The organism is Streptomyces sp. NPDC056452 (assembly GCF_042796085.1).
Taxonomy (GTDB): domain Bacteria; phylum Actinomycetota; class Actinomycetes; order Streptomycetales; family Streptomycetaceae; genus Streptomyces.
In genome coordinates, this window is the sequence record NZ_JBHTRI010000004.1 from 276,774 (window position 1) to 296,895 (window position 20,122).

The following is a 20,122-nucleotide window of genomic DNA, read 5'->3' on the forward strand; positions in this document are numbered from 1 at the left end:
GGAGCACCATGCCCGAGGAGATCATCCGGTCCCTGTCCGTCCACGGGCTGCGGTACGCCTATCGCATCCTGCCCCGCGCCGAGCCGGCCCACGGCCCGGGCACCGAACCCGTACTCGTCCTCGGCGGCGCGCTGCAGGGCATGTTCGGCTGGCCGCAGATGGACGACCACCTGGGCCCGGTGGCCGACGTGGTGACCGCGGACCTGCCCGGCATGGGTACGGCGGACCCGCTGCCCCCCGGCGACTGCGCGGGCATCCTGCGTGCCGCGGTCACCGGGATCATCGACGACATCGGCGCGCCCCGGGTCAACCTGTTCGGCTTCTCCTACGGCGCGGCCATCGCCTTCGGCTGCGCGCGGCACGACCCCGGCCGCATCGCCCGGCTCGTCCTCGGCGGCGTTCCCGCGCACATCGGCTCCGCCCAGCGGAGCTACTGGCACCGGGCCACGGAGCGGCTGGCCGAAGGCGACGCGCAGGGGTTCGCGGAGCTGGCCGCCGACGGACTGATGTGTCTGGACCCGGACCGTCCGGTGCACCGCAGGGAACTCGCCAGGCGCTACGTACGCCGCTCGTTCCTGCACGCACTCAGCCACTCGCCGCACGCCGCCGACTCGCTGCACCGGGCGCTGGGGGACAGGCCCGACTTCTCCGGGGGACTGTCCGGCGTACCGGCCCTGGTCTTCGCCGGGGAGCACGACACGGTGACCTCGCCCCGGCGGCAGCGGGAGTTCGCCGCGACCATCGAGGGAAGCCGCTTCCTCACCTTGCCGGAGTCCGACCACTGGGTGGTGCTGGAACGCTCCGACGAGGTCGCCGCACTCGTCACCCGCTTCTTCACCGACGATCCGGCGGACGGGCCACCGGATCCGCAGCCCGCCGCCCGCGCACTCCCGCGCCAGGTCACGGCCCCGGGCGGCGCGGCAGCGACCCGCGCGGACGCCTGAACGCGGTCCGCCGAACGGGATCCGGGGACGGCCGGTGCCGGCCGTCCCCGGATCCGGTCAGTGCTTGTGGCCGCCGTTGCCGTTCACGTCGACCCGCACGATCTGCGGGTCGTGGTCGCTCGCCTGGTCGGCGAACTCCGCGTTGATGTGCACCACGTCGTAGTCGAGACGGCGGATCCCGGGGCTGGTCAGAATGTGGTCCAGCGTCTGCGAGTTGCCGTCGAACACGTAGCTGTACTGCTCGCTCCTCGGCAGCGTAGTGATCAGCGGCTTGAGCACCTTGCCGCTGGTCAGCGCGTCCATCGTCGGCGAGAACGCGAAGTCGTTCAGATCCCCGAGCGTGATCACCTGGGCCGACCTGTCCGCCTTCAGCAGCGAGCGGACGAAGGTGTTGACCTCCGCGGCCTGCTGGACCCGCTTCGTCTCCGAGCTGCGCACCGGTTCCTGGTAGCGCCCGTGCAGGGGCTGGTCGCCGCCCTTGGACGCGAAGTGGTTACCGATGACGAAGACCGGCTTCCCGCGGAAGCGGAACTCGCCCACCAAAGGCTTGCGGCTGTCGTCCCAGGCGGCGCTCGTCGGGTTGATCCGGCCGGGCGAGACGGAGAGCGTGGCACCCTTCTTCGTCTTCACGGCCGTCACGGCGGTGGTCGCGTCGCCGCCCGCACGGTCCACGAAGTCGACCCGCTGGGGGTTGAAGAGGAAGACGTTGCGGATGTTGCCGCCGGGCTCGCCGCCGTCCTTGCCGTCCTCGGGTGCGACGTAACGCCACGCGTACCGCGGTCCGCCCGCGGCGACGATCGCGTCGGTGAACCGCTTCAGCGTCGCGTCGGAGCCGACCGTGCCGTCGTTCGCCGCTCCGTTGTCGTCCTGGATCTCCTCCAGCGAGACGATGTCGGGGGAGGCGAGGCTGACCGCGACACCCTCGGCGAGCGTGTCGAACTTGGCCTGCTCGTCGAGCGCGTCGAGGTTCTCCACGTTGTACGTGGCGACGGCGAGCTCCTTGCGCTTCTGCTTCCGTGTCACCTCGCGCCGCAGCCCGTTGTCGGTGAGCGTGCCGAGCTCGGTGGCCTGGAGGTTGTACCCGCCGAACGACGCGTAGTCGATGACGCCCGTGGTGGAGCCGGAGAGCTCGTCGCCCACGTCCGCCACCGGGACCGGCTGTGCGGCGTTCAGCGACATCACCTTGATGCGGCCGGTGTTCTGGTCCTCGTACGAGGCGTAGAGCGTGCCGCCGCGCCGGGTGCGGTTCTCCTCCGGCTTGACCGTCACCCAGACCTCGTCGTACGCGGTCGTCGCGCCCGTCACCCGGGTGTCGGCGATCGTGGCGCGGGCGCCCTCGACCGACTCGTACAGGTCCAGGGCGTACGTGGCCGGGTCCAGGGCCAGTGCGTCGATCGACCCGCCGCCTGCCGACGGCACGTAGGCGTCGGGCACCGAGGCCGCGTCGAGGACGACGGGCGCCGGAAGGGCGTTGCCCGAGGACAGGACCGTGGTGCTGGGTGCGGTGAGCTGGGTGAGCGACTGGGTGGTGGAGGACGGGTAGTACTCGGCCACCTTGCCGCTGACCAGCACCGAGTCGCCCAGGGCGACGGCCGGGGCGGCGGAGCCGGTGTACACGAACAGGCCCTCGCTCGTACGGGCGTCGGCGTCCGGTGCGGTGTCCTGGATCCAGAAGCCGCGCGAACCGCTGGTCCGTACGCCGGTGACGACGCCGGGGACACCGGTCACCGCCTGGCCCACGAGCGGGGAGACACGGGTCGTGCCCTGGATGTCGTGCACCCGTACGGTGCCGGGCTCGGTCGGCCCGCCGGGCTCGCCCGGCCCCGATCCGCCCGAGGTCTCGCCGGCCGCGTTGACGGGCGTCGGCGTGCCCGCGGCCAGGTCCGCCGCGTTGTCGTCGGTGTCGGCGAGGGACGTACCGCGGGCCACGGAGGCGGTGGCCGAGGTGCCCGTCGCCGGGCCGCTGCCCTCGCGTACGACTGCCGAGCCGTAGCCGACGAGGTCCACGATCCGGGTGTCGACGGCGCAGTCCGCGGCTGTCTTGCAGGTCAGCGGTGTCGTGCCCGAGACCAGCGCGACGGTGCCGCTCGCCGCGGACATCGCGACCGTGCCGGTGGCGTCGGCGGTCGGCAGTGCGACCGTGCCGCCGGTGCCGGCGGCCTGCGCGACGAGGTAGCGGCCACCGGGCGCGACCGCGCCGGACAGCTCGGAGACCTGCCACAGCGAGCCGGCGGACGGGGTGCCCGGCAGGTACTGGACGCTGAAGCCCGACAGGCCGAACGGGCTCGAGCCGGCATTGGCCAGCTCGATGAAGTCGCGGGTGAGCGTCGCACCGGAGTTGCCGCCGCCTCCGTACACCTCGGAGATCACGGCGGTGGAGGACGGGGCCGCGAAGGCGGCGGGCAGCGCGGTCACCGAGAGGGTTACGGCGACGGCGCCGGCCAGCAGGGCGGAGCCGGGTCTGGCTATGTGCACGGGAACTGCCCCCAAGTTGTAGTGAGGTGGCAAAAGCTATGCGCGTAGACCAGGAGTGACAAGGCATCACGAGGTTAATTCCTGGAAACGCCCGGGTGCGCGGGCGTCGCGGCCGGTCCGTGTCAAGCGCCGAAACGGTGCCGCCACACGCTCTCAACACCCCTTCAACGCAGCGCAATACGCCCGCAACACATGTCCGTGGACAGTCGTCCCAGCATGCGGGCAGTGGTTTGACCGGCTTACGCCGTTCCGGCTACGTTGCGCGGCATGCAGCGATCCGCACACCTGACGACGCGAGGTCATGTCGACCTGAAGCGCGTGTGCTCCGCGGCGTGTCACCGGGCCTGAACACACGGAGCCCGCGCGAACCGCCCACGGGGACACGCTCCCCCTGCGCGCCGCGGGCGCCCCGCCGCACGGGACAAGCGGAATCCGGACCGGACCGATACCGGCCGGTTCCGCCACGAGGAACCGCCCCGCACCTTCGCCGGGGCGGGACCGCACCCGTACCGCCCGCTGCCACCGAGGACCTGGACGACACCTGTGAAGAGTCTGCCTGCGCCCGCCCGCCGCACCGGTCCGCTGCGCCGCTCGGACATCCCCGCGGCCGGAGCCGCCCGCCGTGCCTCCGGAACGGGAGCCGTGCTGAGCGCGATCCTCGACCACGGCCCGGTGGCCCGCTCCACCGTCGCCCGCGTCACCGGCCTGTCGCCCGCCTCGGTGACCGGACACGTGGGACACCTCCTGTCCCGCGGTCTGGTCCGTGAGAGCGAGGAGACCACCGGCCCGCGAGGGCTCGGACGCCCCCACATACCGGTGGAGATCGACACCGGCAGGTTCCTGGTGGCCGGGGCCCATATCGCCGTCGCGCACTCGACGGTCGCACTGATGGATCTGCGCGGCCGGGTGGTGGCCGAGGACCGCCGGCCGCACCTCAGCACCGAACCCCGCGGCATCCTGGCCGACCTGGCCACCCGGCTGCCCCGGCTGACGGCCGCTCACGCGGCCGGCCGGACCGTGCTGGCCCTGGGCGTGGCCACCGGCCACCGGGTGGACTCCGCCGCCGGAGTCGTCGTGGAGCATCCCCATCTCGGCTGGCGCTCCGTTCCCGTACGGGAGATCCTGACCGCTGCCACCGGGCTGCCCGTCCATGTGGACAGCCACTCACGAGCGTTGGCGCGGGCGGAGCAGATGTTCGGGGAGGTCTCGACGCGGGCCAGCACGGTGCTGCTGTTCATCGGCGCGGTCGTCGACGCCGCCTTCGCCACCGCGGGCGAGTTGCACCGTGGCCCGCGCTCCGCAGCGGGCAGCGTGGCCCATCTGCCGCTCGGGCCGGGCGGATCGGGTGACGCGGAGCCCTGTAGCTGTGGCCGTACCGGATGCCTCCAGTCCGAGGTCTCCGAACGCGCGATGATCCGCCGGGCCGCCGAACAGGGCCTGCACGTCGCGTCGTTCCGTGAACTGCTGGACCACGCGATGGCGGACGAGCCGCGCGCCGTGGCGCTGTTCCGCCGCCGCGCCCGGCTGGTGGGCCGGGCCGCGGCACTGCTGCTGGACATGTTCGACCCGGAGTGTCTGGTGGTGGTCGAGCCCGGAGCGGGCCGGCTGCCGCAGTGCCTCGCCGATCTGCGGGCGGAGGTGGCCGAACGCTCCGGCGTGTGCGACGACCCCGAACGCGCAGTGGTGCCGAGCAGTTTCACCGGATCGGTGCTGGCCACCGCGGGGGGCGCGGTCGCGCTCGGCGCGTTGTACACCGACCCGCTGGGGCCCTGGCCCGCACTTCCCGCGGTGTCCTGACCGCCTCCACGAATACCGACTTAATTCAGATCGTTGCATTGTTGACCCGCCCTCGCCCCGAACGGGAAGATGGATTCATGACCAGCCGACAGCGGAATTCGAGGAATGTGCCCCAGGTGGCACGTTCCTGCCGCGCGGCCGCGCCGGTGAGCGATATCGCCCGGCGTTCCTGTTGTCGCCCCTGTCCGGGTAACCGATAACCCTCAGAAGAATTTCCGGGCGGTCCGCACTCCGTGCGTGTTCACCTCACCGCCCGTCTGTCCGCGCACCCATTTTTTCCGCCTTTCCGACCGGGGAGAGACGTTGACCGTCACTGTGTCTTCGTATGCCGCTGTCCAATCAACCGAACCCGCCGCGCCCGGCATTGCCCCGGAACGCTTCAAGCAGGCATTCCGCAGGTATCCCGCAGGTGTGGTCGTCGTCACCGCCGACGCCGGCCACGGGCCGGTCGGCTTCACCGCCACCTCGCTCACCTCGCTGTCGCTCGCCCCGCCGCTGGTCTCCTTCGGCATCGGGACATCGGCCTCGTCCTGGCCGCACATCGAGCGGGCCGCCACCGCGGTGGTGAACTTCCTCGGCGTCGAACAGGAGGCGCTGGCCACCACGTTCGCGACCAGTGGCATCGACCGCTTCGCCGCGCCGACCCGGTGGAGCCGGCTGGCGGGCGGCGAGCCCGTGCTCGACGGGGTGACCGGCTGGCTGCGGCTCACCGTCCAGCACATCGTCCCGGCCGGCGACCACCGCGTCGTCGTCGCCCGGGTCGAGGAGTCCTGGCTGGACGAGGGGCGCAGCCCGCTGCTGTTCCACGACGGCTCCTACCACTCCATCCGCCCCACTCGCGATCAGTGATCAGGAATTCACCATGACACGTAACGACACCCGGCGGACCCTTGCCCGCCGATCCTTCCTCGCACTGGCGGGCGGAACCGTTCTCAGCCTCGCCGCCTGCTCCCCGCAGAGCAAAGCCGTGGCCGGCGCGGAACCTGCCGGCGCCCTGCCCACGGGAGATCCGCCGGCCGGCACGAAACTGACCATCGCGGTCCGTACGGCCCGACTCCAACTGGAGCCCGCGGGGCTCGCCGAGGAATTGAACTTCACGGTCACGGAATGGCCGAACCTTTCCGCGGGACCCGACATCATCCAGGGATTCCGTGCGAAATCGATCGACCTGGCCACCAATGCGGGAATCCCGCCGATCCAGGCGCACGCCATCGGTGTCGGAGCGAAAATTGTCGGGGTGCAGGTCCGCAAGAAGCCGACGTACGTCTTCGCCACGGCACCCGGATCGTCCATCAGGAAGGTGGAGGACTTCCGGGGCAAGAAGATCGGGTTCTCCCAGGGGCAGGCCCAGGGCGTAGTGGTCCTGCGCGCACTGAAGGCGGCAGGTCTGAGCAACAGCGACGTCGAGCTCGTCGCCCTGCCCAGCACCCAGTTCCTGACCGCCCTGCAGTCCAAGCAGGTGGACGTGGCCCCACTGGGCGAGCCGACCATCACCAAGTACCTCAGCCAGTACGCGAAGGACGGCGCCCGCGGGGTGAAGACAGAGGTCGTCGACCTGCTGACCGTGCTCTGGGCGCCGAACGAGGTCCTCAACGACCCGGCGAAGGCGGCGGCGGTCCGCAGCTTCATACCGCTGTGGGCGCGGGGCCAGGTGTGGGCGTGGGAGAACAGCGACGAGTGGATCGACACGTACTACGTGAAGGACCAGGGCGTGACCAAGGAGGACGGCAAGCGCATCGTCGCCTCCCTCAACAAGCCTCACTTCCCCGCCAGTTGGGACGAGGCCATCGCCTGGGAGCAGGAGACCGCCGACCTGCTGGCCGAGGGCGGCTTCGTACCCGAGCAGAAGGCGTCCGAGCTGTTCGACCGCCGCTTCGAAGGGCTGGCGGCCGCGGCCGTGGCCGCCGAGTACCGGGAGGGGTCATGACGGATCTGCTGTCCAAGGCACGCGAGGCCCGGCCGGAGGCCGTGGAGGCTCCGCGGGCAGCCGCGGAGGCCGCGCCCGCAGCCCGCGGCACCCGACGGCGGCTCGGCCCCGGCCGGTCCCTGCCCTTCGGGCGGCTGATCGGGCCCGTGCTGCTCGTCGCCGCCTGGTGGGCGGCGTCCGCCTCCGGCTATCTCGACCCCCGCATCCTGTCCTCGCCCGGCACCGTGCTCGCCACCGCGGGCGACCTGGTCTCCACCGGCCGGCTCCAGGACAACGTCCTGATCTCGCTCCAGCGCGCCGGACTCGGCCTGTTCTTCGGGGTGTCGGCCGGTGTGATCCTGGCCGTGGCGGCCGGACTGAGCCGCAGCGGTGAATACCTGCTGGACGGCCCGCTCCAGATCAAGCGGGCGATCCCGTCCCTGGCCATGCTCCCACTGCTGATCCTCTGGCTCGGCATCGGCGAGCAGATGAAGGTCACCGTGATCGCGCTCGGCGTCGCGGTGAACATGTACATCAACACGTACGCCTCGCTGACCGGCATCGACAGCAAGTACGTGGAACTCGCCGAGGGGCTCGACCTGGGCCGCTGGCAGTTCATCCGCAAGGTCGTCGCCCCGGGCTCGCTCCCCGGCTTCTTCGTCGGCCTGCGCCTCGGAGTCACCTCGTCCTGGCTCGGCCTCATCGTGGTCGAGCAGATCAACGCCACCAGCGGTATCGGCTACATGATGTTCCAGGCCCAGCAGTACGCCCAGTCCGACGTGATCATCGTGGGGCTGGTGGCCTACGGGATCTTCGGCTTCGCCTCCGACGCGGCGGTACGCGCAGTCGAAAGGAGGGTCCTGTCATGGCGACGCACACTGGCGGGCTGACGGAGGTCCTGCCCGGCACCGAGGGTGAGCGGCCCGCGGTACGCACGACCGGGCTGGTCCGCAGGTTCGGCGACCGGGTCGTCCTGCAGGACCTCGATCTGACCGTGGCGCCGGGGGAGTTCACCGCGCTCCTCGGCCGCAGCGGTTCCGGCAAGTCGACCCTGCTCAGGGCCGTGGCCCGCCTCGACCACACGGTCGAGGGATCCGGTGAACTCCTCGTACCCGAGCGGGTGTCCCTCTCCTTCCAGGACTCCCGCCTGCTGCCCTGGCTGCGTGTACTCGACAACGTCATCCTCGGTCTGCGCGGCCCGAAGGCCCGCGAGCGGGGCCTGACCGCGCTGGCCGAGGTCGGTCTCGAAGGCCGCGACCGCTCCTGGCCCCACGAGCTGTCCGGCGGCGAACAACAGCGCGCCGCCCTGGCCAGGGCCCTGGTCCGCGACCCCGAACTCCTCCTGGCCGACGAGCCGTTCGGGGCCCTGGACGCGCTGACACGGATCAAGATGCACGGCCTGCTGCGCGAACTGTACGAACGCCACCGCCCCGCCGTCCTCCTGGTGACCCATGACGTCGACGAGGCCGTCGAACTGGCCGAACGGGTGCTGGTACTCGAGGACGGCCGGATCTCGGTGGACCTCAGGATCGACCTGCCGTCCCCGCGCTCCCGTCGCGACCCGCGCTTCCAGGAGTACCGCGACACCCTGCTCGGCGCCCTCGGCGTGGCGCAGCCCCAGCTCACGAACTGAATCCCGAGGAGAAGACACCATGCCGCGCAAGCAGCTCCATCTGAACGCCTTCCTGATGTCCACCGGCCACCACGAGGCGTCCTGGCGGCTCCCCGAGAGCGCCGCCGAGGCCAACTCCGACCTCGAGCACTACAAGAACCTGGCCCGCATCGCCGAACGCGGCCGTCTGGACTCCCTGTTCCTCGCCGACAGCCCCGTCCTGATGGGCGACCCCGGCCGCCGCCCCGCCGCCAAGCTGGAACCCACCGTCCTGCTCACCGCACTCGCCGGGGCGACCGAGCACATCGGGCTCATCGCCACGGCCTCCACCAGCTACAACGAGCCGTACAACCTGGCCCGCAGGTTCGCCTCGCTCGACCACGTCTCCGGCGGCCGGGCCGGCTGGAACATCGTCACCACCGCCGGGGCCGACGCGGCCCGCAACTTCGGTCTGGACGACACCCCGCTGCACCGCGACCGCTACCGGCGCGCAGGTGAGTTCGTCGAGGTGTCGACCAAGCTCTGGGACAGCTGGGCGGACGACGCCGTCGTCGCCGACAAGGAGAGCGGCGTCCACGCACTGGCCGAGCGGGTCCGCGCCATCGGCCACAAGGGCGAGTTCTTCCGGGTCGACGGTCCGCTGAACGTCCAGCGCCCTCCGCAGGGCTACCCGTTGCTCGTCCAGGCCGGATCCAGCGAGGACGGCAAGGACTTCGCGGCCCGCTACGCGGAGGCGGTGTTCACCGCACAGCAGACGCTCGAGGAGGGCATCGCCTTCTACAAGGACGTCAAGCAGCGCGCCGAAGCCCTCGGCCGCAACCCGGACGGCATCAAGATCCTGCCCGGCATCGTCCCCGTCATCGGGGACACCGAGGCCGAGGCCCTGGAGCTGGACGCCGAGCTCGACCGGCTCATCGTCCCCGAGTACGCCAAGCGCCAACTGGCGCAGAAGCTGAAGCTCGACCCCTCCGAGCTCCACCTCGACAGGGAACTCCCCGACTCCATCCCCACCGAGGACGAGATCGAGGGAGCCAAGAGCCGCTACACCCTCATCGTGGAGCTCGCCAGGCGCGAGAAGCTGACCGTGCGTCAGCTCATCGGCCGGCTCGGCGGCGGGCGCGGCCACCGCACCTTCGCCGGAACGGCCGAGCAGGTCGCGGACACCATCGAGCACTGGTACGACAGCGGGGCGGCCGACGGATTCAACATCATGCCCGCCGTGCTCCCCTCCGGTCTGGAGGTCTTCGTGGACCGTGTCGTCCCCATCCTCCAGGAGCGGGGCCTGTTCCGCACCGAGTACACCGGTGCCACCCTGCGCGAGCACTACGGTCTGCCGCGCCCCGCCAACCGGCTGTTCGACACCGTCGACACCTCCGAGGGCCACACCGGCATCGGCCTCGCGGCGGCGGCCCGGTGACCGACTGTCCGCCACCGCAGACCGGCACGTCCCCGCAGCCGCCGCCCGGCTGGGCGCGGCGGCTGCTGGGGTACTGCCTGCGCCACCGCACCGACCTGCTCCTCGCGTTCGGAGCGGCCCTGGTCGCGGCCGTCGCCACCGCCACCCTGCCCCTCGTCCTGCGCCATGTCGTGGACGGGGTGGCAGGGGGCACCACCGGATCGCTCCTCCCCTGGACGCTCCTGCTCGCCGGCCTCGGCGCGATGCGCTTCGCGGCGAGCTTCACCCGCCGCTACCGCTCCGGCCGGCTCTCCCTCGGTGTCCAGTACGACCTGCGCAACGACGCCTTCGCCGCACTGCTGCGGCTCGGCGGCGCCCAGCAGGACGACCTGCGCACCGGACAGGTCGTCAGCCGGTCCATCTCCGACATCACCCTGATCCAGACGCTCCTGCAGTTCCTGCCCAACCTCACGGGCAACGTCCTGATGTTCCTCTGCTCCGTGATCTTCATGGCGGTGCTCTCGCCGCTGCTGACCGTGGTCGCCCTGGTCGTCGGACCACTGCTCTACCTCATCGCCCTGCGCAGCCGCCGCGACCTGTTCCCCGCCAACTGGCACGCCCAGCAGGAGGCCGCCGAAGTGGCCTCCTCCGTGGAGGCCACCGTCACCGGCGTCCGCGTGGTCAAGGGCTTCGGCCAGGAGACACGGGAACTCAACGGCCTGGAGGAGCGCGCCCGCACCCTGTTCGCCTCCCGCCTGCGCGTCGTCCGCTTCACCAGCCGCTACAACCCCGCCCTCCAGGCGGTGCCCGCACTCGGTCAGGTCGCCGTACTCGCCCTCGGCGGCTGGATGGCCCTCCACGGACGGATCTCGCTCGGCACCTTCCTCGCCTTCACCACCTACCTCGGCTCCTTCGTCACCCCCGTACGCCAGGTGGCGACGCTGCTCACCGTCTGGCAGCAGGCACGGGCCGGCGCCGAACGCGTTCTGGAGGTCGTCGACGAAGCCCCGGTGATCACCGACGCACCCGGCGCCCGCGACCTCCCCGACCGGCCACCGGCCCTCTCCTGGCAGGACGTCACCTTCGGCTACGGGGACGGCGCCCCGCTGCTGGACGGCTTCACCCTCGACGTCGAACCGGGCGAGACCCTCGCCCTGATCGGCTCCGCCGGCTCCGGCAAATCCACCGCGGCCGCCCTGCTGCCCCGGTTCTACGACGTGCCCTCCGGATCCGTACGGGTGGGCGGCACCGACGTCACCGAACTGACCCTGGCCTCACTGCGCTCCCGTATCGGATTCGTCTTCGAGGAGAGCCTGCTGCTCTCGGACACCGTGCGCGCCAACATCGCGTACGGCGTCCCGGACGCCACCGACGAGCAGATCCGCCGGGCCGCCCGGACCGCCCGCGCCGACGAGTTCATCGAGCGGCTGCCCCACGGCTACGACACCGTCGTGGGCGAACAGGGGCTCACCCTCTCCGGCGGCCAGCGCCAGCGCCTCGCCCTGGCCCGCGCCCTGGTCGGCGACCCGGCCGTCCTCGTACTCGACGACGCCACCTCGGCCATCGACGCCCGGGTCGAGGCCGAGATCCACGCGGGCCTCCACGAGGCCACCCGTCGCCGCACCACCCTGATCGTCGCGCACCGCAGATCGACCCTGGAGCTCGCCGACCGGATCGCCGTACTGGACGGCGGCCGGATCACGGACACCGGCACCCTGGACGAACTCCGCTCGCGTTCGGCCCTGTTCCGTACCCTGCTGTCGACCGCCGAGAGTCCGCAGGCCGCGGAGCAGGCGGCCGACGCACCAGCGGGCCCTGCGGCCGGCGGGGTCACCGCGCACCTGTGGCACCGCGCCGAGAGCGCCGACACCGCCACCGAGGAGGGCACCGCGGTCCGGGCCGCCCAGGCCCTCGCCGAAGCGGCGGCCACCTCGGGACCCGGCCGGGGCGGGCCCGGCGGCGGAGTGCTCGGCTCCGCCCCGCCGAGCGCCGAACTGATGGCGGGCCTTGCCAGGCTGCCGCTGCCCGCGGCCGACCCGAAGGTGCCCACCGCACAGGCGGTCGCCGCCGACCCCGACTTCCACCTGGGCACCCTGCTGCGGCCCTTCCGGCTGCCGTTGCTGCTGGGGCTGCTCCTCGTCGCCCTGGACGCCGCCGCACAGATCGCGGTGCCCGTCCTCGTACGGCACGGAGTGGACCACGGTGTGGCACGCCAGGCCGGAGGAGTCCTGCTGGCCGCCGCCGCGGCAGCCGCGCTCGTCGTGGCCGTGAACTGGCTGATCGGCGTCGCCCAGGTCCGTACGACGGGGCGCACCGGGGAACGCCTCCTCTACACCCTTCGTGTGAAGACCTTCGCGCAGCTCCAGCGCCTCGGCCTCGACTACTACGAGCGGGAGCTCGGCGGCCGGATCATGACCAGGATGACCACCGACGTGGACGCCCTGTCGAACTTCCTGCAGACCGGGCTGATCACCGCCGTCGTCAGTCTGCTGACCATCCTCGGCGTCCTCGTCGCGCTCCTCGTCATCGACGCGGGCCTGGCCGTCGTCCTGCTCGTCGCGCTGCCCGTACTGATCGGCGCGACCGCACTGTTCCGCCACCACTCCGTACCCGCCTACCGGGAGGCCAGGGAGCGCATCAGCGCCGTCAACGCCTGCCTCCAGGAGAACGTCACCGCCATCCGCGTCACCCAGGCCTTCGGGCGCGAACGGCGCAACGCACGCGACTTCGCCGAACTGGCGTGGTCCTTCCGCACTTCGAGACTGCGCGCCCAGCGCTACATGGGCACCTTCTTCCCGTTCGTCGAATTCCTCGGCACCCTCTCCACCGCCGCCGTGCTCGTGATCGGCGCGGGACAGGTCAGGGCGGGTGAGCTGAGCGCGGGAACCCTCATCGCGTTCCTGCTCTACGTCGAGCTCTTCTTCTCGCCGATCCAGCAGCTCTCCCAGGTGTTCGACGGATACCAGCAGGCCGTCATCGGCCTCGGCAGGCTGCGCAGCCTGATGCGGACCCCGGCCGGCACCCCGCCCGCCGAGAGCCCCCGGCCCGTCCGGGAACTGCGCGGGGACGTCGAATTCGACGGGGTCTCCTTCGGGTACGCGGGCGGCGGCGGCCAGGAGGTGCTGCACGGGCTCTCCCTGCGCATCGCCCCCGGTGAGAGCGTCGCCCTGGTCGGCGCCACCGGCGCCGGGAAGTCGACGGTCGTCAAGCTGCTCGCCCGGTTCTACGATCCGACGGCCGGCACGGTCCGGGTCGACGGCCAGGACCTGCGCGACCTCGACCTCCCCGGCTTCCGCCGCAGGCTCGGCATCGTCCCGCAGGAGGCCCACCTCTTCAGCGGCACCGTCCGCGACGCCATCGCCTACGGGCGTCCCGACGCCACCGACGCCGAGGTGGAGGCGGCGGCCCGCACGGTCGGCGCGCACGAGATGGTCGCAGGGCTGCGGCTCGGCTACCTCCAGCCGGTGGGGGAGCGGGGCCGGGGCCTGTCCGCCGGGCAGCGCCAACTCCTCGCGCTGGCACGCGCCGAGCTCGTCGACCCGGACATCCTGCTGCTCGACGAGGCCACCGCCTCGCTTGACCTGGCGACCGAACGCCGTGTCGTGGCGGCGACGGAGGCACTGGCCAGGCGCCGGACCACCGTGGTCGTCGCCCACCGGCTGACGACCGCCGCACGGGCCGACCGGGTCGTCGTCATCGACGCCGGCACCGTCGTCGAGTCGGGCACGCACACCGAACTGCTCGCCGCGCGCGGCGCCTACCACCGACTCTGGGAAGCCTTCCGGCAGACCGGGAACCCCGCCCCGGCGGACCACCTCACCACCGATGAACTCGTCAAGGAGAACGCAGGATGACCGACTACCGCACCCTCGGACGCACCGGCGTCAAGGTCAGCCCGCTGGCCCTGGGCACCATGATGTTCGGCGCCCGTGGCAACACCGACCACGACGACAGCGTCCGGATCATCCACCACGCCCTGGACTCGGGCATCAACTTCGTCGACACCGCCGACGTCTACTCCGCCGGTGAGTCCGAAACCATCGTGGGCAAGGCCCTGGCGGGCGGGCGGCGCGACAACGTGGTGCTCGCCACCAAGTTCCACGGCAGCCTCGGCGAAGACCCCAACCAGCAGGGCAACAGCCGCCGTTGGATCATCCGCGAGGTGGAGAACAGCCTGCGCCGGCTCGGCACCGACTGGATCGACCTCTACCAGGTGCACCGCCCCGAACCGGACACGGACTTCGACGAGACCCTCGGCGCGCTCTCCGACCTGGTGCACCAGGGCAAGATCCGCTACATCGGCACCTCCACCTTCGAGCCCTCCGCGATCGTCGAGGGCCAGTGGCTCGCCGAGCGCCGGGGCCGCGAACGCGTGGTCGCCGAGCAGCCCCCGTACTCCCTGCTCGCCCGGGGCATCGAACGAGAGGTACTGCCCGTCGTCCAGCGGTACGGACTGGGAGTGCTGTCCTGGAGCCCGCTGGCCGGCGGCTGGCTCTCGGGCCGCTACCGCACGGGCGCAGAGCAGCCGGCCTCCAGCCGCGCCGCACGCCAGGCCGCCCGCTTCGACATCACCGCACCGGAGAACGCCGCCAAGCTGGCCGCCACCGAGGCCCTGGCCGAGCTCGCCGAAGAGGCCGGACTCACCCTCGTACAGCTCGCCCTGGCCTTCGTCCTGGAACACCCGGCCGTCACCTCGGCGATCATCGGGCCGCGCACCTTCGAGCAGCTGGACAGCCAGCTGGGTGCGGACAAGATCAGGCTCGGCCGGGACGTCCTCGACCGGATCGACGAGATCGTCCCGCCCGGCACCAACCTGTCCGTCCGCGACTCCGGTTACACCCCGTCCGTGCTCACCGACTCCTCGCTCCGGCGCCGTTCGGGGCTGAAGGAGGGGTAGACGGCCAGGGAGAACGAGTGCCCGGCCGGATCCGTGTAGACGCGGACATCGCGCGGACCGCTGTTGCTGTCCTTCGTGTCCACCGGCCGGGCGCCCAGGCCAATCGCCTCGCGCTCGGCCTCGTCCATGTCCCCCTCCTCGACCAGGATGCGCAGATGCGCCTGCTGGGAGTCCTCGGGGCGGGGCCAGCTGGGGGGCGCGTAGCCGTGGTCGCGGCGAACGGCCAGGTGCACACCCGGGTTGCCGACCACCTCGACGAAGTCCGGATCGCTGCCCACCCGCATCTCGGCGCCCAGCAGATCGGCGTAGAACCCGGCGAGCTCCATGGGCTCGGCACAGTCCAGGACCAGAACACTCGTTTTCCCGACAGTCATGTCCCGCGGGTACCCCCGGTAGGGCGGAACACGCCGGACCCCACCGACGGGTCCGCCGGAATCAGGAGCCGCGGCCTAGGGTTCGGACCATGGCAGAGAGCGTGGCGCACCGGGACCCTGGCTCTCCTCCCGGACCTTCCGATCCCCGTCGTTGGCGCGCCCTCGCCGTCTGCCTGGTGGCGGGCTTCATGACGCTCCTCGACGTGTCCATCGTCAATGTGGCGCTGCCGTCCATCAAGGAGGGCCTCCACACCCCGGAGTCCGACCTCCAATGGGTCCTGTCCGGCTACGCGCTCGCGTTCGGGCTCGTCCTCATCCCCGGCGGACGCCTCGGCGACGCCCGGGGCCGGCGCACGATGTTCATGTGGGGCCTCACCCTGTTCACCCTGGCCTCCGCCGCGTGCGGGGCCGCCCAGTCCAGCCTCTGGCTCGTCATCGCCCGGCTCCTCCAGGGCGCGGCGGGCGGGCTGCTCTCGCCGCAGATCTCCGCCCTGATCCAGCAGATGTTCTCGGGCCGCGAGCGGGGCCGGGCCTTCGGCATGTTCGGCACCGTCGTCGGCATCTCCACCGCGGTCGGCCCGCTCCTGGGCGGGCTGCTGATCCAGGGCGCGGGGGCGCAGGAGGGCTGGCGCTGGATCTTCTACGTCAACCTGCCGATCGGAGCCGTCTGCCTGCTGCTGGCCCACCGGCTCCTCCCGGACACCCCGTCAGCCGGCCGGGTCGGGCCGCGCGACCTGGACCCGGTCGGGGTGCTGCTGCTCGGCGCCGGGGTGCTGGCCCTGCTGCTGCCGTTCGTCCAGGCCCAGCAGTGGCCGGGCAACGGGAAATGGCTGCTCGTCGTGGTCGCCCTGGTCCTGCTGACCGCCTTCGTCGGTTGGGAGTCCCGCTGCGCGAAGAAGGGCGTCCAGCCCGTGCTGGACCTCGCGCTCTTCCGGCTCCGGTCCTTCTGGCTGGGCTGTCTGATGATCCTGCTGTACTTCGCGGGCTTCACCTCGATCTTCTTCATCAACACGCTGTATCTGCAGTCGGGCCTGAACTACAGCGCCCTGGAGGCGGGCCTCGCGATCACCCCGTTCGCCCTGGGCGCGGGTGGTGCGGCGACCATCGGCGGCCGGCTCGTCGGGCGGTTCGGCCGGCCCCTCATCGTCGTCGGACTGACCATGGTGGCCGTCGGGCTCGGCTTCACCGCACTGGCCGCGCACCTGGTGCCGGGCAGGGGCGCCGGACTGGCGATGGCGGCTCCGCTGCTGCTGGCCGGACTCGGCAGCGGACTCGTCATCGCCCCCAACCAGACCCTGACCCTCTCCCAGGTGCCGGTGCAGAACGCGGGCAGTGCCGGCGGCACCCTCCAGACCAGCCAGCGGGTCGGCTCGGCCATCGGGATCGCCGCGGTGGGCTCGGTCTTCTTCGCCCAGCTGGGTCCCGACGGCTGGGCGGACGCGTACGACAGCGGGCTCGTCGTCTCCATCGTGTTCGTCCTGGCCGCGCTCGTCGTGGCCCTGGCCGACGTCGGAGCGGGCCGCCGGGGAAGAAGAGGCCAGGAGACAACCGAAACACCCGACGCGCAGAGGGGAACACGATGAGCGGCGAGGAAGCAGAGCCGGGCGGGAACACCTCGTACGGCCACAAGCCCTTCAAACGGTCGCGCAGCCACTTCGCCGACCGCATCACCGCCGACGGCCGCGACGGCTGGCCCGTCGAGGCGGGCCGCTACCGGCTGGTGGTCAGCAGGGCCTGCCCCTGGGCGAGCCGCGCACTCGTCTCACGGCGGCTGCTCGGACTGGAGAGCGCCCTCTCGCTCGCCGTCGCCGACCCCATCCAGGACGACCGCAGCTGGCGCTTCACCCTGGACGAGGGCGGCCGCGACCCGGTGCTCGGCATCCGCTACCTCAGCGAGGCCTACGACGCGCGCGAGGACGGCTACCCCGGCGGGGTCAGCGTCCCCGCGATCGTCGACGTACCGAGCGGCAGGCTCGTCACCAACGACTACCAGCGGATCACGCTGGACCTGGCCACCGAATGGACGGCGCTGCACCGCCCCGGCGCCCCCGACCTCTACCCGGAACGGCTGCGGGAGGAGATCGACGAGGTGATGGAGGGCATCTATCGCGACGTCAACAACGGTGTCTACCGCGCCGGATTCGCCGACGGCCAGAGCACCTACGAGGCCGCGTACCTCGACGTCTTCCGCCGTCTGGACCACGTCTCCGAGCGGCTCGCCGACCGCCGCTACCTCGTCGGCGACACCCTCACCGAGGCGGACATCCGGCTCTTCACCACCCTGGTGCGGTTCGACGCCGTCTACCACGGCCACTTCAAGTGCAACCGCTCGAAGCTGGCCGAGGACCCCGTCCTGTGGGCGTACGTACGCGACCTCTACCAGACCCCCGGCTTCGGCGACACGGTCGACTTCGACCACATCAAGCAGCACTACTACCGCGTGCACACGGGCATCAACCCGACCGGCATCGTGCCGCTGGGCCCCGACCTGTCCGGCTGGCTGACCCCGCACCACCGGGAGCAGCTGGGCGGACGCCCGTTCGGCGACGGCACCCCGCCGGGCCCGGTGCCGCCCGGCGAGGGCGTACCGGCCCTCGGGCGCCCCTGACTCCTCCTCACTCCACACGCGGCGCGGGGGCGGTGTCCCCCGCGTTCGCCGCGGCCAGCGGGGAACGGGCCAGCACCACACAGCCCACGGCGATCAGCGCCACACCGGCCAGCTGCGGCAGCAGCCACCAGCCGGTGCGCAGGACCTCCCCGAACAGCGTCACCCCGTACGTGATGCTGATCAGCGCGTCGCCGAGCGTCAGCATCGGCTGTACGGCCGCCAGAGTGCCGGCGTGCAGCGCGTTCTGGAGGAGGAACAGCGCCCCCACACCGGCCGCCGCCGTGGCGTACAGCTGCCAGGCCGTCAGCAGGGCGGTCACGCCCCCTTCGTCCAGCTGCGCCATGGCGTCCTTCATCAGGGCAGCCGTCAGCGCGTACCCGCAGGCCGCGGCCAGACCCAGCAGCGCGGCCCTCGCGTTGCCGCCGGTGCCGAGCGCGGCGGTGATCAGCGCGGCCTCGAACAGGCCGGTGACCACCAGCGCCGGGATCCAGTCCTCGCCCGGCACACTGTCACTGCCGCCGACCGGTGCGGCGGCCGCCATACCGACGGCCAGCCCCAGCGTCACGGCGGCCACCCCGTACCAGACGGTCCGGGACACCCGGACCCGCATGACGACCCCGGCGAGCAGCAGCGTCGCCGGCAGCTCGATCACGAAGATCGGCTGGACCACGGCGATCGGCCCGGTGGCCAGCGCCACCGCCTGGCAGACGGCGGCCACGATCACCAGGGCGATCCCGCACAGCCACACCTTCTGACGCAGCAGATGCCCTATCAGCGACAGGCGCATCGCCTCGCTCTCGGGCACGTTCAGGGCGGCGCGGCGCTGGAGGACCGAGGCGGCACCATTGCTGAGTGCGGTCAGAACGGCGAAGAGGACACTGATCACGGGCACCATCATGAGGGCGGGCGGCCCCCGGTCCGTGGTGCCGCCGCCCGGCACGAGTGTCGGATTCGAGCGCCGGTGCACACCCTGGCGCGTAGCGTGCCGTCCATGGTCGCGAAGAATGCTCCCGTGCTCTCCAGCCGCGCACTCAACCGGGCAACCCTGGAGCGCCAGTTGCTGCTCCGGCGAACCGCCGTTCCGGCGAAGGACGCCGTCACCCGCCTGGTGGGGCTGCAGGCGCAGAACACCAGGCCGCCGTACTTCCAGCTCCTCGCCCGGCTCGAAGGCTTCGATCCGACAGAGCTCTCCGCGCTCATGGAGTCCCGCGAAGTCGTCAGGATCGTCACCCTGCGCTCCACCATCCACACGCACACAGCCGACGACGCCCTCACCCTGCGCCCCCTGGTCCAGCCGGCCCGCGACCGGGAGCTGAAGATGTTCCGGCACGGGCTCACCGGGGTGGACCTGGACCGGCTCGCCTCCCTCGGCAAGGAGCTCGTCGAGGAACGGCCCCGCACGATGAAGGAGCTGCGGGAGGAGCTGACGGTGCACTGGCCGGACGCCGACCCGCGGGCCCTGGCCGTCGCCGCCCGCTGCCTGTTGCCGCTCGTCCAGGTCACCCCGCGCGGACTGTGGGGACGCAGCGGACAGGTCGCACTGACGACGGTCGAGCACTGGCTCGGCAGGGCCTCGCAGCAGGCGCCCGCGCCCGACGGGACCGTGCTGCGCTACCTCGGCGCGTTCGGACCGGCTTCCGTGAAGGACATGCAGATGTGGGCGGGCCTCACCCGGCTGCGCGAGGTCTTCGAACGGCTGCGGCCCCAGCTCGTCACCTTCCGCGACGAACACGGCGTCGAGCTCTTCGACCTGCCGGATGCCCCGCGCCCCGGCCCCGACGTACCGGCGCCGCCCCGCTTCCTGCCCGAGTTCGACAACGTGCTGCTCGGCCACGCAGACCGGACCCGGATCATCCCTGCCGCGTACAAGGGGCGCAACGGCGTCGGCAACCAGGCCTACGGAACGGTCCTGGTGGACGGCTTCCTGGCCGCGCTCTGGCGCCTCGACGAGACGGCCGACGACGCGACGGTCACCGTCCAGGCACTCGGCAGACTCGGCCGGGAGCAGCGCGAGGAGATCACGCAGGAGGCCGTGGACCTGATGACGGTGATGTCGCGAGCATCCGCGTACGACGTCAGGTTCGCCCCGTTCATCGACTTCGGCGACTGAGTG

Annotated in this window: 15 protein-coding genes; 12 read left to right on the plus strand and 3 right to left on the minus strand. The window is 71.8% G+C overall.

The annotated features are described in order from the left end of the window. Positions 1–8: 8 nt before the first annotated feature. Positions 9–944 carry an alpha/beta fold hydrolase gene (locus tag ACFQ6X_RS06410; protein ID WP_383176777.1) on the plus strand — a complete coding sequence of 312 codons (936 nt, stop codon included), beginning with the start codon at positions 9–11 and terminating at the stop codon, positions 942–944. 57 nt (positions 945–1,001) lie between these two features. On the opposite strand, the gene ACFQ6X_RS06415 is transcribed toward ACFQ6X_RS06410, so the two are convergent. After that, positions 1,002–3,419 carry an endonuclease/exonuclease/phosphatase family protein gene (locus ACFQ6X_RS06415; protein WP_383176780.1) on the minus strand — a complete coding sequence of 806 codons (2,418 nt, stop codon included), beginning with the start codon at positions 3,417–3,419 and terminating at the stop codon, positions 1,002–1,004. Positions 3,420–3,962: 543 nt separating this feature from the next. Between ACFQ6X_RS06415 and ACFQ6X_RS06420 the strand changes: the two genes are divergently transcribed. The 8 genes from ACFQ6X_RS06420 to ACFQ6X_RS06455 all read left to right on the plus strand — a co-directional run bounded on the left by ACFQ6X_RS06420 (position 3,963) and on the right by ACFQ6X_RS06455 (position 15,027). Next, entirely contained in the window at positions 3,963–5,216 is a 1,254-nt protein-coding gene (locus ACFQ6X_RS06420; RefSeq protein WP_383176783.1) for an ROK family protein, read from the plus strand. 303 nt (positions 5,217–5,519) lie between these two features. Then, entirely contained in the window at positions 5,520–6,065 is a 546-nt protein-coding gene (locus tag ACFQ6X_RS06425) for a flavin reductase family protein (RefSeq protein WP_383176786.1), read from the plus strand. A gap of 13 nt (positions 6,066–6,078) precedes the next feature. Continuing rightward, positions 6,079–7,143, plus strand: coding sequence for an ABC transporter substrate-binding protein (locus ACFQ6X_RS06430; protein ID WP_383176789.1), 1,065 nt, complete (start codon positions 6,079–6,081; stop codon positions 7,141–7,143). After that, positions 7,140–8,012, plus strand: a complete 873-nt coding sequence (locus tag ACFQ6X_RS06435; RefSeq protein ID WP_383176792.1) for an ABC transporter permease — start codon at positions 7,140–7,142, stop codon at positions 8,010–8,012. The genes ACFQ6X_RS06430 and ACFQ6X_RS06435 overlap by 4 nt, the downstream gene beginning before the upstream one ends. Further along, positions 7,988–8,755: an ABC transporter ATP-binding protein gene (locus ACFQ6X_RS06440; protein ID WP_383176795.1), complete on the plus strand. Its 768-nt coding sequence runs from the start codon at positions 7,988–7,990 to the stop codon at positions 8,753–8,755. The genes ACFQ6X_RS06435 and ACFQ6X_RS06440 overlap by 25 nt, the downstream gene beginning before the upstream one ends. 19 nt (positions 8,756–8,774) lie before the next feature. Continuing rightward, positions 8,775–10,151 carry an LLM class flavin-dependent oxidoreductase gene (locus ACFQ6X_RS06445; protein WP_383176798.1) on the plus strand — a complete coding sequence of 459 codons (1,377 nt, stop codon included), beginning with the start codon at positions 8,775–8,777 and terminating at the stop codon, positions 10,149–10,151. After that, complete coding sequence (locus ACFQ6X_RS06450; RefSeq protein WP_383176801.1) at positions 10,148–13,984, plus strand: ABC transporter ATP-binding protein; 3,837 nt, start codon at positions 10,148–10,150, stop codon at positions 13,982–13,984. Before ACFQ6X_RS06445 ends, ACFQ6X_RS06450 begins: the two co-directional genes overlap by 4 nt. Beyond that, the gene (locus ACFQ6X_RS06455; RefSeq protein WP_383176804.1) at positions 13,981–15,027 is read left to right on the plus strand and encodes an aldo/keto reductase; all 1,047 of its coding nucleotides are present in this window, start codon (positions 13,981–13,983) and stop codon (positions 15,025–15,027) included. The genes ACFQ6X_RS06450 and ACFQ6X_RS06455 overlap by 4 nt, the downstream gene beginning before the upstream one ends. Here ACFQ6X_RS06455 and ACFQ6X_RS06460 read toward each other — a convergent pair. After that, entirely contained in the window at positions 14,964–15,401 is a 438-nt protein-coding gene (locus ACFQ6X_RS06460) for a VOC family protein (protein WP_383176807.1), read from the minus strand. The two genes, ACFQ6X_RS06455 and ACFQ6X_RS06460, sit on opposite strands and share 64 nt — an antisense overlap. Before the next feature lie 89 nt (positions 15,402–15,490). Here ACFQ6X_RS06460 and ACFQ6X_RS06465 point away from each other — a divergent pair, with 89 nt between their 5' ends. After that, a complete protein-coding gene (locus tag ACFQ6X_RS06465; protein WP_383176810.1) occupies positions 15,491–16,984 on the plus strand; it encodes an MFS transporter in 1,494 nt (497 codons plus the stop codon). Further along, positions 16,981–18,009, plus strand: coding sequence for a glutathione S-transferase family protein (locus ACFQ6X_RS06470; RefSeq protein WP_383176813.1), 1,029 nt, complete (start codon positions 16,981–16,983; stop codon positions 18,007–18,009). Before ACFQ6X_RS06465 ends, ACFQ6X_RS06470 begins: the two co-directional genes overlap by 4 nt. A 7-nt stretch (positions 18,010–18,016) precedes the next feature. Here ACFQ6X_RS06470 and ACFQ6X_RS06475 read toward each other — a convergent pair whose 3' ends face one another. After that, positions 18,017–18,895 (minus strand): DMT family transporter, encoded by an 879-nt coding sequence (locus ACFQ6X_RS06475; protein WP_383176816.1) that lies wholly within the window; start codon positions 18,893–18,895, stop codon positions 18,017–18,019. 105 nt (positions 18,896–19,000) lie between these two features. On the opposite strand from ACFQ6X_RS06475, the gene ACFQ6X_RS06480 reads away from it, so the two are divergent. Continuing rightward, positions 19,001–20,119 (plus strand): winged helix DNA-binding domain-containing protein, encoded by a 1,119-nt coding sequence (locus tag ACFQ6X_RS06480; RefSeq protein ID WP_383176819.1) that lies wholly within the window; start codon positions 19,001–19,003, stop codon positions 20,117–20,119. Positions 20,120–20,122 lie beyond the last annotated feature (3 nt).

What these genes read in the sequence shown, in the direction of transcription:
- ACFQ6X_RS06410 (WP_383176777.1), top strand. Translation starts at nt 9, where the DNA reads ATGCCCGAGGAGATCATCCGGTCCCTGTCCGTCCACGGGCTGCGGTAC.
- ACFQ6X_RS06430 (WP_383176789.1), top strand. Translation starts at nt 6,079, where the DNA reads ATGACACGTAACGACACCCGGCGGACCCTTGCCCGCCGATCCTTCCTC.
- ACFQ6X_RS06435 (WP_383176792.1), top strand. Translation starts at nt 7,140, where the DNA reads ATGACGGATCTGCTGTCCAAGGCACGCGAGGCCCGGCCGGAGGCCGTG.
- ACFQ6X_RS06440 (WP_383176795.1), top strand. Translation starts at nt 7,988, where the DNA reads ATGGCGACGCACACTGGCGGGCTGACGGAGGTCCTGCCCGGCACCGAG.
- ACFQ6X_RS06445 (WP_383176798.1), top strand. Translation starts at nt 8,775, where the DNA reads ATGCCGCGCAAGCAGCTCCATCTGAACGCCTTCCTGATGTCCACCGGC.
- ACFQ6X_RS06455 (WP_383176804.1), top strand. Translation starts at nt 13,981, where the DNA reads ATGACCGACTACCGCACCCTCGGACGCACCGGCGTCAAGGTCAGCCCG.
- ACFQ6X_RS06460 (WP_383176807.1), bottom strand. Translation starts at nt 15,401, where the DNA reads ATGACTGTCGGGAAAACGAGTGTTCTGGTCCTGGACTGTGCCGAGCCC.
- ACFQ6X_RS06465 (WP_383176810.1), top strand. Translation starts at nt 15,491, where the DNA reads ATGGCAGAGAGCGTGGCGCACCGGGACCCTGGCTCTCCTCCCGGACCT.
- ACFQ6X_RS06470 (WP_383176813.1), top strand. Translation starts at nt 16,981, where the DNA reads ATGAGCGGCGAGGAAGCAGAGCCGGGCGGGAACACCTCGTACGGCCAC.
- ACFQ6X_RS06480 (WP_383176819.1), top strand. Translation starts at nt 19,001, where the DNA reads ATGGTCGCGAAGAATGCTCCCGTGCTCTCCAGCCGCGCACTCAACCGG.